Source organism: Marinobacter sp. M-5 (assembly GCF_032911545.1).
Taxonomy (GTDB): Bacteria; Pseudomonadota; Gammaproteobacteria; order Pseudomonadales; family Oleiphilaceae; genus Marinobacter; species Marinobacter goseongensis.
Genome location: NZ_JAWJEK010000002.1, coordinates 791,055 through 806,468 on the forward strand (window position 1 = coordinate 791,055; position 15,414 = coordinate 806,468).

Genomic DNA, 15,414 nt, shown 5'->3' on the forward strand with positions numbered 1-15,414 from the left:
CCGGTTATTCTTCGTCAGTCTGGCGTTTGATCCACGCCAGCACATGTTCCGAGGGTACCCTCTGTAAGCCAGGGGGCTGCCAGTCGGTCAGCTCCCCTTGGCCCAGGACCAGCAACCCCCCGGGCGCCAGCCTCTCTGCAAGTCGCTTGACGATTTCCCGCCGGCGCCAGCGCCGGAAGTAAATCAGCAGATTCTGGCAGAAGATAATGTTCATGCCGTGCATGGGTGCCTGATTCAGGTCCAGCACGTTCAGTCGGGTGAAGCACACCCGCTCGCGGATGCCCTCAACCATTTCCACGGAGTTCCGCTCCGCCGGCCGGAAATACCTGGCCTTGAGATCGTCATTCATACCCGCCAGTTTGCGGGCGTTGAACAGGCCCTTCTGGGCTTTCTCAATCGCCGGTTTGCTGATGTCCGAGCCGGTCACGCCAAACAGCGGCGGAAGTTCCAGCTGGGTCATGCATTCGTTCAGCACCATCGCCAGCGTGTAGGGCTCTTCTCCGGTGGAGCAGCCCACGCTCCAGGCTTCCAGTGGTCGCCGTTTCAGCTGTTCTCGGGGCCGGGTCAGGACAAAGTCCGAGACGAACCGGAAGGCATCGGGATCCCGGAAGAACCGGGTTTCCTGAACGGTCAGGCGGTCAACCAGAGTTGCCCACTCGACAATGGCATCGGGGCCGGAGACGATTTTCTCGTAATAGGCCTGATAACTGCTGCACCCGATTTCGCGCATACGGATCCCGAGATTGGTCTCGAGAAACGAGCGGCGACCGGAGGAAAGCGTAATCCCGGTTCGGTGTTCCAGCAGTGTTTGCCACTGGCTGAACTGCGCCTCATCCATATAGGGAAGTCGGCGCAGGGACCAGATGCCCTCGGCAGTTGACAGGTCGTTGCGTGTTTCAGCCATAAACCGTCAGTCGCCTCGGCAGTGTGATCAGCCCACCACCGGGACGTCGCTGTCTTCCTCTTCGTACTGTTCCGACCCTTCTTCCTCGGGCAGGGTGAAGCCGGCAACGGAGGACCGCAGCTCGGACGCCATTTCTGCCAGGTTCCCGATGGACTTCGCGGTCGCGTTGGTACCGGAGGAGGTCTGGGAGGTGATTTCCTGGATAACGTTCATCGTGTTGGAGATGTGTGCTGCCGAAGACGACTGCTGACGTGCAGCGTTGGAGATGTTCTGGATCAGTTCCGCCAGAGACATGGATACGTTCTCGATTTCCTCGAGGGCGATACCCGCGTCCTGTGCCAGACGGGCACCACGGACCACCTCGGCGGTGGTGTGTTCCATGGAGATAACGGCTTCGTTGGTGTCGGACTGGATTGTTTTAACCAGTGCTTCAATCTGCTTGGTGGCTGCAGAGGAACGTTCCGCCAGTCGCTGTACTTCGTCCGCTACCACCGCGAAGCCCCGGCCCGCATCACCGGCCATGGAGGCCTGGATTGCTGCGTTCAGGGACAGGATGTTGGTCTGGTCGGCGATGTCGTTGATCAGCGATACGATATCACCGATTTCCTGGGAAGATTCACCCAGGCGCTTGATCCGTTTGGACGTTTCCTGGATCTGCTCACGGATGTTATCCATGCCGCGGATGGTGTTCTGTACCACTTCCGCGCCTTTCTTGGCGATCGCAACCGACCGCTCCGCAACCGCGGAGGATTCCGCAGCGTTGGAAGATACCTGGTCGATGGACACCGCCATCTCGTTAACCGCAGCGGAGGCGCCGGCAATTTCCTGGGCCTGGTGCTCGGAAGCATCCGCCAGGTGCATGGCCGTGGCCTGGGTTTCCTGGGCGGCGGAGGCTACCCGTACCGCGGTGCCACGAATCGCCTGAACCAGGCCGCGCATCTGGTCGATCGCGTAGTTGATGGAGTCGGCGATGGCCCCGGTGAAGTCCTCGGTAACCGTGGCCTCCGTTGTCAGGTCACCGTCGGCCAGGTCGGCCAGTTCGTCCAGCAGTCGCAGGATCGCGTTCTGGTTCTGCTCATTCTGTTCCTGGGTGGTTGCCAGACGCTCCTGGGCTTCGCGGTAGAGCACTACACCGATCAGGACAACGATACCGACCATGGCGGCCAGCAGGATAAACGCCAGTGTCGGGCTGATCAGCCGGGAGCCGGCCTGCCCGGTAAACTGGTTGGCCAGAACCGAGATGTCGTCCAGCAGGATCTGGGAATTCTGGAAGATGTCCGAGGCCGCGGTACGCACCTTGAAGAGGTCGGGAGAAGCTTCAAGGATGGCGTCAACGTTCTGGGACACGAACTCGAACAGTTCGCCGACCGCTTCCAGGCCGTAGATGGCGTCTTCGTCGTCTACGCGGGAGATGCCCATGGCGGGATTGCCTTCCACCTGGCCCTGCAGTACGCGGCCAAACAGGCTGGCGTCACGGCCAAAACGGTCGGCGGCGATAACCGCGTCTTCATCACCGGAAAGAACGTTGTTGACCGAGCGTACGATCCGTTCCGCGAGTAGTGACTGACGCTGGGCCAGTGCCACCTGTTCGGCCGGCGCGTTGTTGTCCAGCAGGATCTGTACGATGTCGTCGTATTCCACCTGCAGCTGGGGAATGGTTTCGTTCAGGGTGCGTGCCACTTCGTGGAGGCCGAGTACCGCATCGCGGGTGGAGAGGATGCTGTCGGCGTTGTCACGAACCACGTCCCAGTTGGTTTGCACGCTGCTCTGGCGGGCAATCTCGCTGGGAGGCAGGCCGGTTTCCGGGTTGCCATCAACCACGTAGGACCACAGTTGCTGGAACTCGTCACGGGAACGACGCAACTGATCGAACGCGGAGGCGGTGCCACCGGCGGCTTCGGTCGCGTTCTTGGCGATCTCCTGTGACAGTACCCGCAGCTCGGAGGCGTGGGCGATGTATTCCTGATCGTTCTGGCTGTCCTTGTTGATTATGAACAGAACCACAACAAGCAGGACGGTGAGTGCAATCAGTGCGGCAATCAGGCCGGCAACGAGTTTGTTGCCCTCCTGTCCCATACTGAATCTTCCGGCTGTGTTTTTCATTTTCTGGCTCCCGGCCTTTTCATTATATTGGCAAGTTTGCTTTTGCGAGCTTGGGCAGCAGGGATGATGCTCCTGCCATTGTCATCATCCTTACCACTGCGCAACGTCCAGAAACCGTTCGTCATCCACCAGGTCGGCGGCGGAGAACACTTTCCAGACTTCTTCGTTTCGTTCATAACCGCCATTCACAAACGGCTGAACGCTGCCGGGAACCCCTTCGGGCGAAGCCACGAAGTTGTCCCTGGCGAAATACTGCATACCGGACACGCTGTCGACCACCAGTCCACTGAACACATCACCCTGTTCCACCACCAGCACCCGGCGCTCCCGCAGACTGCGTGAGGATCGGGGGATGTCGAAGAAACCAGCAAGATCAACAAGGGGAAGGAGGCGGCCACGAACATTGGCGGCGCCCATCATGAACGGCTGAACCCCCGGAATGTGCGTAAACCGGGGCACATGGAGAATTTCAGTGACCTCGCCCATGGGCGCGACGTAGCGCTCCCCTGCCAGCACAAAGCCGATGCCGTTCCAGAGTTCGACGGCTTCTTGCTGTTCCGGCAGACCGGCCGCCATGGACCGGCTGCGCTGGGCGATATCCGTCAGAACGGCAAAAGGGGCGGCCTGGGCGGACATGCTTACTCCACGGTTAGGGATCAGGCAATCAGACTGTTAATGGTCGTGATCAGATCATCTTCATTGACAGGCTTGACCAGATAGCCTTTGGCGCCCTGACGGGTACCCCAGACGCGGTCAGTTTCCTGATCCTTGGTGGTGACAATAACCACCGGAATAGAGGCAGTTTCCGGAGCGCGGGTGAGCTGCCGGGTGGCCTGAAAACCGTTCAGGCCAGGCATGACTACGTCCATCAGAACCAGATCCGGAGTTTCAGCGCGCGCTTTGGCGACGCCATCAGCACCGTTATCAGCAGTCATTACTTCATGCTGGTGCTTTTCCAGAATGGTTGAGATTTTTTTAACCTCGGTGGGGGAGTCATCAACAATCAGAATGCGGGCCATGATTTCCTCAGAGTTTCTTTACTTCGGCAGATTTACTGTTCCGCCTGCGGTACATACTGGCGGATGGTGTTGAGAAGCTCGTCCTTGCTGAACGGTTTGGTCAGGTACTGGTCAGAGCCGACAATGCGGCCCTTGGCCTTGTCGAACAGACCGTCCTTGCTGGAGAGCATGATGACCGGCGTCTTTTTGAAAGAGGAATTGTTTTTGATCAGGGCGCAGGTCTGATAACCGTCCAGGCGGGGCATCATGATATCGACAAAGATGATATCCGGCTGGGAATCGGCGATTTTCGCCAGAGCGTCAAAGCCGTCAGTTGCGGTGATGACCTCACAGCCGACCTTTTTCAGAAGGGTTTCTGCGGTGCGACGAATGGTCTTGCTGTCGTCGATCACCATAATCTTCAGATTCTCGAAGTTGTCATCCATTGTCCAACTGCCTTGCGCTCTGCGACTGTCATTATTTTAAACGTGGTTTTTAACACAAACCTTAAGGTTCTTCTATAAAGCCCGCTTATTTATAGAGGATCGATCGCCGGATAAAAAGCACAACTTTGTGACTAAATGTACTTCTGCCCGCAACGTCACGTAATACACAGCGGATTTCTCCGGATGCATTCAAAGCTCGGGTACAATACCATCTGTGTTCACAGCATAGCACTTATTCAATCCTTCGCTCTGCTGACCGGTTCGTGTTTTTAAACCCTGGAGCTCAAGAGGCATTATGACAGTCCGACTCGGGATCGTGATGGACCCCATCGAGAAGATCCACTTCAAGAAAGACAGCTCTCTGGCCATGTTGCTTGCCGCTCAGAAACGCGGCTGGGAAATCGAATACATGGAGCTGCCGGACATGTATCTGAAGGGCGGGCAGGCGAGGGCGCATACCCGTGACCTGACGGTGCACATGGATCCGGAGAACTGGTATGCCTTCGGCGCTTCGCAGGACCGGGCACTGGGCGACCTGGACGTGATCCTGATGCGTCAGGATCCGCCGGTGGATCGCGAATTCCTGATGGCCACCTACATCCTCGAAGCTGCCGAGCAGCAGGGTGCGCTGGTGGTGAATCCTGCGGCCACCCTGCGGGACTGCAACGAAAAGCTGTTTGCCGCCCAGTTTGAAGACCTGACACCGCCGCTGATCGTGACCCGTTCATCGGCCCGGTTCCGGGAGTTCTACGCCGAACATAAAGACATCATCATGAAGCCGGTGGACGGCATGGGCGGGCGCTCGATTTTCCGCATCAAGGAAAACGACGCCAATCTGGGGGTCATTATTGAAACCCTCACCCAGCACGGTGCTCATCAGGCGATGGCGCAGAAATTCATCCCGGAAATCAGCGACGGCGACAAGCGCATTCTGCTGATTGATGGTGATCCGGTGCCCTATGCCCTCGCACGTATTCCCTCCCATGGCGAGAACCGTGGCAACCTCGCTGCCGGCGGCCGGGGCGAAGGCCGTGAGCTGACCGCGCGGGACCGCGAGATCTGTGACCGTGTGGCGCCAGTGATTAAAGAGAAGGGGCTGATGTTCGTCGGGCTGGATGTGATTGGTGATTACCTCACCGAGATCAACGTTACCAGCCCCACCTGCATTCGCGAGCTGGATTCCGCCTTCGGCATCGACATTGCCGATCAGTTGATGGGCGCCATTGAGGGGCGGTTGAAGTAGCAATGGCTGGACAGGTAAGCGATTTCGACCGGTTTTCCTTCACGCTGTTTATGGCGCTGGCGGTTCATGCGGTGGTGGTTCTGGGGATAACCTTTGCGCCGGAGTCGCCGCGCTCGTCGGCGCAGACCATGGAAATCACCCTGTCCCAGTTTGACGACGAGACCGATCCCGACGAGGCGGATTTCCTTGCCCAGACCAGCCAACAGGGCAGTGGCACCGAGGAGGATGCGCGGGAGATGACCTCGCCCCAGCCCACGGACGTGAGCCAGCCCGAGATCGCCGAGGTGCAGCCGGAGCCACCGGCACAGACCGAACCGGTTACCCGCCGGGAGCAGGCCGTGGTGCAGACGCAGGCCGCCAGCCGGCGTCAGGTGAGCCAGCCAGACGAAACCGTGGAAGCCACCGATGAGCCCTTGCCGGTGCGCCAAAAAAAGAGTCTGATGGAACGTAGTCTGGAGATTGCCAGCCTGGAGGCGCGTCTGGATGCCCAGCGCCAGGCCTACGCGAAGAAACCGCGGGTGATGCGGGTGACCGCTGCCTCCACCCTGCGCTCAAGTAACGCCTGGTACGTGCAGAACTGGATCAGCAAGGTGACCCGCGTGGGCAATATCAATTACCCCACGGAAGCCCGACGTGCAGGCATTTACGGTACGCTGCGAATGCTGGTGTCTCTGAAGAAGGATGGCACAATCAAGGAACTGGTTATCCTGCAGTCGTCCGGAAGCACCGTGCTGGACGATGCCGCCATCGGCATCGTCCGCATGGCTGCGCCCTTTGCGCCATTTCCGGACGAAATGCGAGAAGAGGCGGATGAACTGGAAATCATTCGAACCTGGTCTTTCCAGCGGCGGGGGCTGACATCCGGATGACGGCATCGAAACACTCTCCCAACAGTCTGCGGCACCACTTTCTGGTGGCGTCGCCCTATCTTGAAGATCCGCGCTTCCACGGTGCGGTGATTTACCTGTGCGAACATTCCGACGACGGCGCACTGGGGCTGATGATCAACCAGCCGTTGGACATTCACCTGGGTGAGATCCTCGAACAGCTGGACATGGACGGCGGCGAGCTCGATCTGCCGGTGTTCAGTGGTGGTCCGGTGCAGCCTGAGCGCGGCTTCGTGCTGCACGGTCCGGGCACCACCTGGCATAACACGGCGCGGGTGACCGACGACGTCATGCTGACCACGTCGCGGGATATTCTGGAAGGCATTGGCGGTGGCGAAGGCCCGGACGAATTTCTGGTGGCCCTGGGGTACTCCGGCTGGGGTGAGGGTCAGCTGGAGGAAGAGTTGGGCAGCAATGCCTGGCTGACCTGCCCGGCCACCACTGACCTGCTGTTCCGCACACCGTGGGAAGAGCGCTACAGCGCGGTGTTGAAGTTGATCGGCATTGATCTGAACCAGCTGAGCGAGTCGATCGGCCATGCCTGAGACGGGTAACCAGCGGGTGATGGCGTTCGATTTCGGCACCCGCCGCATTGGCGTGGCCACCGGCCAGCAGATGCTTGGCACCGGCCAGCCCCAGGCCATGATACCTGCCCGTGACGGCATCCCCGACTGGGAGGTGATCGCCCGGTTGCTGGCAGAATGGCAGCCGGATCTGGTGGTGGTTGGCCTGCCCCTGAATATGGATGACAGTGAAAACGACATGTGTGCCCGCGCCCGAAAATTCGGGAAACGGCTGCACGGCCGCTTCCATGTACCGGTGGAAATGGTGGATGAGCGCCTGACCAGTTTTGAAGCCAAGGGCGAGGTCATGGCCAGTGGTGGCAGCCGCGACTTCGGTCGCCACGGCGTGGACGATCGCGCCGCCGTACTGATTCTGGAAACCTGGTTTCGCCAACAGTGAGGGAATAGATGACCGCATTGCTTGATATGAACCGGCTGTTGGATGAACTCGAAGCCGGCCTGCGTGAGATTATGGCCGCACGGGGTGTGGCGTCGCCGGCACTGATCGGTATCCGCACCGGTGGTGTCTGGGTGGCGGATGTCATGCGCAAACGTCTGGGCCTGGAAGAGCCCTATGGCGAACTGGATATCTCCTTCTATCGCGACGATTTCAGCCGCATCGGACTGAACCCGAAAGTGATGCCCTCCAGCCTGCCGTTCAGCACCGAGGACCGCGACATCATCCTGATCGACGATGTCATTATGAGCGGGCGCACCATTCGCGCCGCCATGAACGAGGTCTTCGATTATGGCCGGCCCGCCAGCATCATTCTCGCCACTCTGGTGGACCTGGGGGCGCGGGAATTGCCGATCCAGCCGGATGTCACCGGCGAGGTGCTGGCCCTGGAGAGTCACCAGCGGGTGAAACTCCGCGGCCCCGAGCCGCTCCACATCGAATTGCAGGAAACCGGGCAGTAACCACCGCGAAACGACCACGCGCACAGGCGAACAGGCGACCCATGACTGTAGAACAAGCACCCAACCGATCCCTGCAGCTGACCGCAGACGGCCAGCTGCGTCACTTCCTCACCCTCGACGGGCTCGACCGCGCCCTGCTGACGGACATCCTCGACACCGCCGACTCGTTCATCGAAGTGGGCGAGCGCAGCATCAAGAAGGTGCCGCTGTTGCGGGGCCGCACCGTGGTGAACCTGTTTTTCGAATCCAGTACCCGCACCCGCAGCACCTTCGAACTGGCGGCCAAGCGGCTGTCGGCCGACGTGCTGAATCTGGACATCAACACCTCCGCCACCTCCAAGGGCGAGTCCCTCTCGGACACCCTGCTGAACCTCGAAGCCATGGCCAGTGACATGTTTGTGGTGCGGCATTCCCAGAGCGGCGCGCCGCACTTTATAGCCGAGAGCGTGACCCCGGGCGTGGCCATCATCAACGCCGGTGACGGTCGGCATGCCCACCCGACCCAGGCCATGCTCGACATGCTCACCATCCGCCAGCACAAGGGTGGCTTCGAAGGCCTGAAAGTCGCGGTGGTGGGTGACGTGCTGCATTCCCGTGTGGCCCGCTCCCAGATCCGCGCGCTCAACGAACTGGGCGCGGCGGAAGTGCGGGTGATCGCCCCCGGTACGCTTTTGCCGCGCGACGTGGAGAGCCTCGGCTGCTCGGTGGAATATGACATGCAGAAGGGTATGAAGGACCTCGACGTGGTGATCATGCTGCGGCTGCAGAAAGAGCGCATGGAGGGTGCCCTGCTGCCCAGCGAGCGGGAGTTCTACCGCCTCTACGGCCTCAATCAGGCCAAGCTGGCACTGGCCCATCCCCAGTGCATCGTGATGCACCCGGGGCCGATCAATCGCGGGGTGGAAATTGAGTCCGCGGTGGCGGACGGGCCGCAATCGGTGATTCTGGACCAGGTCACCAACGGCATCGCTATCCGTATGGCGGTCATGTCCATGGCCATGGGTGGGCAGGTCGCTGAGCGTAATCAGAAACAGGCCGGGAGGGCGCAGGCGTGAGCGTAACCAATGACACCCCCGGGCTGTCCCTGAAGATAACCAATGGCCGTCTGATGTTGCCCGGCCGTGAGGAATTGACCAAGGCGTCACTGGTGGTCGCCGACGGCGTGATCACTGCGTTGGGCGCGGCGGCAGACACCGTCAGCGCTGATGAGGTGTTCGACGCCGCCGGCAGCATCGTGGCGCCGGGGCTGGTGGATCTGTGTTGCAACCTGCGGGAACCCGGCAATGGCCAGAAAGGCAACATAGCCTCGGAAACCCGGGCCGCAGCAAAGGGTGGTTTCACCACTGTCTGCGCGTCGCCGGAGACCTCGCCGGTTAACGATTCCGGAGCGGTCACCCATCTGATCCGTGACGGTGCCCAGGCCCGTTCGCCCATTCGGGTTCTGCCCATTGGCGCCATAACCCGTGGCCTCGACGGTGAGCTGCTGAGCGATATGGCAGGGCTTGCGGGTGCCGGCTGTGTTGCCCTCGGTAATGGCAGTCGCGGGGTTCGCAATGCGCGTATTCTGCGTCGCTGCATGGCCTACGCCCAGACCTTCGGCATGACCGTGATGTTCAGCCCGGAGAATCAGGCTCTGGCCGCCGACGGCTACGCCCATGACGGTCTGGTGGCGTCGCGGCTCGGGTTGCTCGGCATTCCGGAAGTGGCGGAAACCACCGCCGTGATGGAGATGTTGCTGCTGGCGGAGGAAACCGGCGTTCGCCTGCACCTGAGCCAGCTGTCTTCGGCGCGCAGTGTCGACATGGTGGCGGACGCCCGCCGTCGTGGTATTGCGGTGACGTCGGATGTGGCCATGCACCAGTTGCTGTTCACCGAACATGCTCTGGCCGGCTTTGACAGCCGTTTTCACGTGCGCCCGCCGCTGCGGGCCGAGTCTGACCGGCAGGCGTTGCTGGCCGGTGTTCGTGACGGCGTGATCGATGCCATCGTCAGCCAGCATCAGCCTCACGATTCTGCGGCCAAACAGGCGCCGCTGGGGGCCACCGAGGCGGGGCTGTCCACCATCGAGAGCGTGCTGTCCATGGGGCTGATGCTGGTAGACCGTGGCGAACTCAGCCTGCCTCGCCTGCTGGCGGCGCTGACCAGTGGTCCCGCGGCCATCCTCGGTGAAACGGCCATTCTGGCGGAGGATGAGCCCGCCAACCTGTGCGTGTTCGACCCGGATGCCCGCTGGACGCCGGACCCGCACACCCTGGTTTCGGCCGGGCGCCACGCGCCGATCCTGGGCAATGCATTGCCCGGTGTGGTCCGACTTACGCTTTGCAACGGGCACCTGGCCTGGGGCGGGGATGCCCGCTGAGGGCTGCCCATTCCGGAAATGCGGCAGAGGTTGCCCAACCTCTGTCGAACCCATCACAGATTCTCACCTTTTTGCTGAAAAGCCCTTGAAGGCAGGCACCTGTGCCAACGTATTCTTGTGGGGACCGACCTAACCTCGGTCAAGGAGCTCACGATGATCGGATACAACAGGATGTGTCTGACGTCTGACAATAATAATTCAGGAGTTATCCCCGTGAAATCAGCTAACCTCCCGCACAGGGTGGCCGCCGCGGCCGCGTTGTGTGTCAGTCTCTTGCTGGCGCCTGTCAGCCAGGCCCAGGAAATCCCTCTCGAAAGAAGCTTTTGTGTGTTTGACCCGGTGGGTGCCAATGGCCCGCTGTTCGCCATCACCAAAACTTTCCAGCCCGTCGCCCTCAAAGAAGGCATCAAGCTGAATCTGCGCGCCTACACGGATGAGAAAGTGGCCGCGGAAGACTTCAAGGCCGGCCAATGCGATGCGGTGCTGCTGACCGGAACCCGCGCCCGTGAATTCAACAAGTTCACCGGTTCTCTCGAGGCCATGGGCGCCGTGCCTGGCGAAGAGGAAATGCGCCTGCTGTACAACACCCTCAGTCAGCCCAAGGCCCGCGAGCTTCTGATTGATGGACCTTACGAGGTGGCCGGGGTGTTCCCCGGCGGGGCGGTTTACCTGCACACCCGTGACCGCGCCATCGATTCGGTGGAAAAGCTGCAGGGCAAGCGTATAGCGACTCTCGACTTTGATAGCGCCTCGGTGCGCATGGTGCGTCATGTAGGCGCCTCGGTGGTAGGGTCCAACTCCGCCAACTTTGCCGGCAAGTTCAACAACGGCAGCGTGGATCTGGCCTATGCGCCGGCTGTGGCCTACACCCCCCTTGAACTCTATAAGGGCGTGACCCCGAACGGTGGCGTGTTCAAGTACGCCCTGGCCTACATGAATTTCCAGGTGATCATCCACCGTGACCGTTTCCCGGATGCGGCCGGCCAGATGGTGCGGGACCAGTCGATCAAGCGCATCGATGAAGCCTACAAAATCATTGCTCAGGCTGAAGCGGAAATCCCGGACGACGTGTGGATGCACCTGCCACAGGAAGACACGGCGGAGTACGACAAGATGCTGCGCAACGTGCGCCTGTCATTGCTGGAAGACGGTGTCTATGACGAGCGGGCGATCAGACTGATGAAGGCCATTCGTTGCCGCGTGGACGGTGCCCGATCCGAGTGTGCGTCCTGAGAAGGGTTTGCGCAGAAATGCTGAAGAGAAACGGTGAAAAGGCCCGCAGCCGCGGGCCCGATCCGATCAGCTGATCGAGTCTTTCAGGGCCTTGCCGGCCTTGAACCCGACGGTCTTGCTGGCAGGAATCCGGATGGTGGCACCGGTCTGTGGGTTGCGGCCATCGCGGGCTTCGCGGGCGCGAATGTTGAACGTGCCGAAGCCGATCAGCGTGGTGTCTTCGCCCCTGGAGGCTGCAGCCGAAATCTGGTCCGTGAAGGCATTGATCACCTCGCTGGCTTTATCGCGGGTGAGGCCGGTTTTGTCGGCAATGGCGGCTGCCAGTTCAGGTTTGCGCATCGGGTACTCCTTGTTGTCGTTGTTTTGGTTATACACCGGCGGCAAGCCAGCCGCCGGCTGAACCAATCTATAGTGGTTCCGGTGCGTTTGTGCAAACCCGCGCCGGGGAAGTCAGGGCAGCCTTCGCTGCCAATTGCGGTGCGGTTCTCATAAAAACACGGGGTTGTCCGCCATAATGCGCACCTGGTTACATACTGTAACAGAGTGCGGGTGACAGACCGGACGGCCCGTTTCTCTCGAAAATAAGAAAAGAAGGTGCAGAAGTTATGACAGATCTCCAGCAAGCAGCCACATCGCGGTTGCCCGGAATGGCCCGGCTGCGCGGACTGACCGCCGCCGTCGTCGCCAGTGTTGCACTGAGCGGTTGCGGCGTGGTGAATCACATGATTTACAAAACCACCGGCGACGTCATGCAGGGTTTTTCCAAAAACCACACGGTGCCTTACCTGCTGGAGAGCAGCGATCTGGCGATGGGGTGCTCCATGAGTGAGGCCACCGCGCCGCTGTTGATGTCGTTCGGCCGTGTAACCAGCGAGCCGGACCAACTGGCGGTGATGCTCTATCTGTCAGCGGGTGGCTGTTCCGAGGAACATGCCCGGGAATACGAACTGCAGGGACTGGCGGCACTGCGCGCGATGAACGCGGACAGCGCAGAAGACGCCATGATCCGCCAGAAGCGGGCCCATGCTACCGCCGCCAAGCGATATTTCCGGGGTTGGCAGCACCACAACACCTTCTACGGCGAGCCCGGCAACGGCGAATGTCCCGACTTCGACGACGATCTGGACGAATTTATCTACCTCGCGGGCCTGTTGTCCGGTCTTCAGGCCCTGAATGCCGAAATCCAGTCCACCTCGGCCATCGGCGTGCCCAAGAACGTAGGCTCCATGGTGGCCCGCGCCACCAGCTGTCTGGACAACGAAAAATGGTGGGGTGCGCCGATGGCCCTGCGCGCCACCGTCTGGGCGATGATCCCCGGCGCCACGCCGGACGGTGAGGATCCCTTCCAGCGACTGGAAATTGCCGACCGTCAGGGTGAGGAAGCCGGCGTACGCATCAGCCATGTGTTCCACGCCATCTCTGCCCAGAACAAGGGCGATAACGAGCGTCTGCGCAACGTGATCCGCACTCACGCGGAATCCCTCGACGAAACACCATCCAATGAACAATGGCGCTTTGTTGATGCCATGGCCACCCAGATGATTGTCGCCATCTCCGACCGCCTGTGGGTCGAGAGCAATGGCCATCGTACGCCGATGGGCCAGTTGGGGACCTTCTGGGATGACGAGGGCGACGCCGTCGAAACCATGGATCTGGACGATTTGCTGTAACCACTATGCCTTCAGAACGCGCGGTTGTGTCTCAGGTTGGTTTTCGTCGCAGCGGGCTGGAGTGGCTCTCCTCTCTGCCCGCGTGTCTGCTGTTGCTGTCGGTGGTGCTGTTTTCCACCAGCAGTGACATCCATAACCAGATGTTGCGGGGTGGGGAGCAGTTGTGGAGTGGCTATTACAAACTCCGCATGGACCCCGTACAACCAACCTGTGATCCCGGCCGGGATATAGACGCAGCGGTGCAGAGGGAGTTGGCGGATGACAGCGCCGCGGATCCCATGGCGGCTCTGTTGGGCTCGGTCGAGAAAGACCCGGCCGACGTGCGCCTGGCCATCGAACGCTCGGTGGCGAATTGCCAGGCCAGCTTCGCCAGTTACGAGGATCTCACGGACAAACTGACGCCCGGGGTCAAAGCTTACCGCGCGGTGGAACTGTTCGTGGCGGACCTGATTGCCTTTGGCCTGGAGTCGCAGCGCTTTATCCTGGTGATTCTGGTGATGCTGTGCGCCGTCACCGCGACCCTGACCCGTCATCACATCGCCATGCGGGCCATGGAAACCCGCCTCGATTACACCGTTTCCCACACCTTGCAAACCGTGGCCAACGCCATGCTGCTGGGCTCGAGCGTGATCTTCCGGCAATCCAGTATGGCCAGTGAAACGCTGATGTCTGGCGAGGAACTGCTGCTCCATAACCTGTGGATTACCGGCTTCGCCTGTCTCACCCTGGCCAGTCTGTTCCGGCTGATTCGTGTACCTGACGACCTGCGGCCAGGCGGCAGCCTGAACGAGGCCATGCTGGCGGTGCCGTTGTACACGGTCATGTGCCTGATCTCCGGTACCTATTTTGCGCTGATCGGTCATGCCTCCGGCATTGGTATCTATCTGGGCAAAATGATGGAGCTGTCCGACATGTTCCTCAATGTCGGGCTCTATGTCTGGGTCGGCATGATGCTGAAGCAAACCCGCCTGGCCACGCTGGTGTTCAATGTGTTCCGGCCGTGGAAGATGCCGCCGGAGATGCTGGCGCTGGTGGCCGTGCTGGTGGCGGCCATACCCACGGCCTACACCGGTGCTTCCGGTATTTTTGTCATCGCCGCCGGTGCGGTGATCTACAGCGAACTGCGTGCCGCCGGTGCTAGGCGCCATCTGGCTCTGGCCGCCACGGCCATGTCCGGCTCCCTGGGTGTGGTGTTGCGACCCTGCCTGTTGGTGGTGGTGATCGCGTACCTGAACCGTGAAGTGACCACCGACGAACTCTTTGGCTGGGGCATCTGGGTGTTCGTGCTCACCGCCACCATGTTTGCCATGGTCGCGCTGACGGTGAACCGCCAGAGCGAGTTCAATCTGGCGCCGTCTTCGCAGGCCTTTCCGGCGATGATGCAGGCGCTTCGCCCACTGATTCCCTATGCCCTGGTGATCACCGGTGTGGTGCTGGTGTACCGCTTCGCACTGGATGTGAAGATGGACGAATTCTCCGCGCCACGGTTGCTGCCGGTGATCATGCTGGCCCTGCTGGTGTACGAACACGTTACCCTGAAAAACCGGAAAGCGCGCGCCAGCGGCGAGGTTCACCATCAGGGCCTGGAGCGCAGCATGCGCTCTGCCACCAACGACACCACCGCCGAAATCGGTGCGCTGCTGTTACTGCTGGGCCTCTCCGTCAGCATTGGTGGAGTGATCGAACGCTCCCACATCATGGAAGCCTTCCCTCAGGCCTTTGATAGCGCCTGGTCGGCCATGCTGCTGATGGTGGTTATCCTGGTGATCCTCGGCATGATCATGGACGCCTTTGGCGCGGTGATCCTGGTCACGGCCACCGTGGCCACCATTGCCTACAACAGCGGTATTCACCCCATTCACTTCTGGATGGTGACCCTGGTGGCGTTCGAGCTCGGCTACCTGAGCCCGCCAGTGGCGCTCAACCACCTGCTGACCCGACAAGTGGTGGGCGAAGCGGAAGTGCTGGCGGCGCAGCAGGAGGAGGGTACGTTCTATCAACGCCACGAGCGCATCATCATGCCGCTGATTGCCATGGGCATCTCGCTGGTGCTTGTGGCGTTCGTGCCGCTGCTGTTCTACGCCTGACAG

Annotated in this window: 16 protein-coding genes; 10 read left to right on the top strand and 6 right to left on the bottom strand. The window is 60.7% G+C overall.

From position 1 onward, the window contains the following. Positions 1 to 4: 4 nt before the first annotated feature. From R0125_RS12840 to pilG, 5 genes are all read right to left on the bottom strand, one after another. Entirely contained in the window at positions 5 to 904 is a 900-nt protein-coding gene (locus tag R0125_RS12840) for a CheR family methyltransferase (protein ID WP_248181952.1), read from the bottom strand. Between the two features lie 27 nt (positions 905 to 931). Continuing rightward, complete coding sequence (locus R0125_RS12845; protein ID WP_317238438.1) at positions 932 to 3,007, bottom strand: methyl-accepting chemotaxis protein; 2,076 nt, start codon at positions 3,005 to 3,007, stop codon at positions 932 to 934. Between the two features lie 90 nt (positions 3,008 to 3,097). Then, positions 3,098 to 3,643, bottom strand: coding sequence for a chemotaxis protein CheW (locus R0125_RS12850; RefSeq protein WP_248181954.1), 546 nt, complete (start codon positions 3,641 to 3,643; stop codon positions 3,098 to 3,100). Between the two features lie 20 nt (positions 3,644 to 3,663). After that, a complete protein-coding gene (gene pilH / locus R0125_RS12855; RefSeq protein ID WP_248181955.1) occupies positions 3,664 to 4,026 on the bottom strand; it encodes a PleD family two-component system response regulator in 363 nt (120 codons plus the stop codon). A 32-nt stretch (positions 4,027 to 4,058) separates the two neighbouring features. Next, positions 4,059 to 4,451 (bottom strand): twitching motility response regulator PilG, encoded by a 393-nt coding sequence (gene pilG, locus R0125_RS12860; protein WP_008175635.1) that lies wholly within the window; start codon positions 4,449 to 4,451, stop codon positions 4,059 to 4,061. 295 nt (positions 4,452 to 4,746) lie between these two features. On the opposite strand from pilG, the gene gshB reads away from it, so the two are divergent. The 8 genes from gshB to R0125_RS12900 all read left to right on the top strand — a co-directional run bounded on the left by gshB (position 4,747) and on the right by R0125_RS12900 (position 11,654). Beyond that, on the top strand, positions 4,747 to 5,694 hold the full coding sequence (gene gshB / locus R0125_RS12865) for a glutathione synthase (RefSeq protein WP_317238439.1): 948 nt from the start codon (positions 4,747 to 4,749) through the stop codon (positions 5,692 to 5,694). Positions 5,695 to 5,696: 2 nt separating this feature from the next. Then, positions 5,697 to 6,563: an energy transducer TonB gene (locus tag R0125_RS12870; protein ID WP_248181957.1), complete on the top strand. Its 867-nt coding sequence runs from the start codon at positions 5,697 to 5,699 to the stop codon at positions 6,561 to 6,563. Continuing rightward, the gene (locus R0125_RS12875) at positions 6,560 to 7,126 is read left to right on the top strand and encodes a YqgE/AlgH family protein (protein ID WP_248181958.1); all 567 of its coding nucleotides are present in this window, start codon (positions 6,560 to 6,562) and stop codon (positions 7,124 to 7,126) included. Before R0125_RS12870 ends, R0125_RS12875 begins: the two co-directional genes overlap by 4 nt. Further along, positions 7,119 to 7,544: a Holliday junction resolvase RuvX gene (gene ruvX, locus R0125_RS12880; RefSeq protein WP_317238440.1), complete on the top strand. Its 426-nt coding sequence runs from the start codon at positions 7,119 to 7,121 to the stop codon at positions 7,542 to 7,544. Before R0125_RS12875 ends, ruvX begins: the two co-directional genes overlap by 8 nt. 8 nt (positions 7,545 to 7,552) lie before the next feature. Further along, the gene (gene pyrR / locus R0125_RS12885) at positions 7,553 to 8,062 is read left to right on the top strand and encodes a bifunctional pyr operon transcriptional regulator/uracil phosphoribosyltransferase PyrR (protein ID WP_248181960.1); all 510 of its coding nucleotides are present in this window, start codon (positions 7,553 to 7,555) and stop codon (positions 8,060 to 8,062) included. Positions 8,063 to 8,103: 41 nt separating this feature from the next. Then, a complete protein-coding gene (locus tag R0125_RS12890) occupies positions 8,104 to 9,117 on the top strand; it encodes an aspartate carbamoyltransferase catalytic subunit (protein ID WP_317238441.1) in 1,014 nt (337 codons plus the stop codon). 53 nt (positions 9,118 to 9,170) lie between these two features. Next, on the top strand, positions 9,171 to 10,421 hold the full coding sequence (locus R0125_RS12895) for a dihydroorotase (RefSeq protein ID WP_410797654.1): 1,251 nt from the start codon (positions 9,171 to 9,173) through the stop codon (positions 10,419 to 10,421). Positions 10,422 to 10,634: 213 nt separating this feature from the next. Beyond that, complete coding sequence (locus R0125_RS12900) at positions 10,635 to 11,654, top strand: putative solute-binding protein (RefSeq protein ID WP_317238443.1); 1,020 nt, start codon at positions 10,635 to 10,637, stop codon at positions 11,652 to 11,654. 66 nt (positions 11,655 to 11,720) lie between these two features. On the opposite strand, the gene R0125_RS12905 is transcribed toward R0125_RS12900, so the two are convergent. Continuing rightward, entirely contained in the window at positions 11,721 to 11,993 is a 273-nt protein-coding gene (locus tag R0125_RS12905) for an HU family DNA-binding protein (protein ID WP_317238444.1), read from the bottom strand. Positions 11,994 to 12,259: 266 nt separating this feature from the next. On the opposite strand from R0125_RS12905, the gene R0125_RS12910 reads away from it, so the two are divergent. Both R0125_RS12910 and R0125_RS12915 read left to right on the top strand, forming a co-directional pair. Next, positions 12,260 to 13,324, top strand: coding sequence for a hypothetical protein (locus R0125_RS12910; protein WP_317238445.1), 1,065 nt, complete (start codon positions 12,260 to 12,262; stop codon positions 13,322 to 13,324). A gap of 26 nt (positions 13,325 to 13,350) precedes the next feature. After that, positions 13,351 to 15,411, top strand: coding sequence for a TRAP transporter large permease subunit (locus tag R0125_RS12915; protein WP_317238492.1), 2,061 nt, complete (start codon positions 13,351 to 13,353; stop codon positions 15,409 to 15,411). Positions 15,412 to 15,414: the final 3 nt, after the last annotated feature.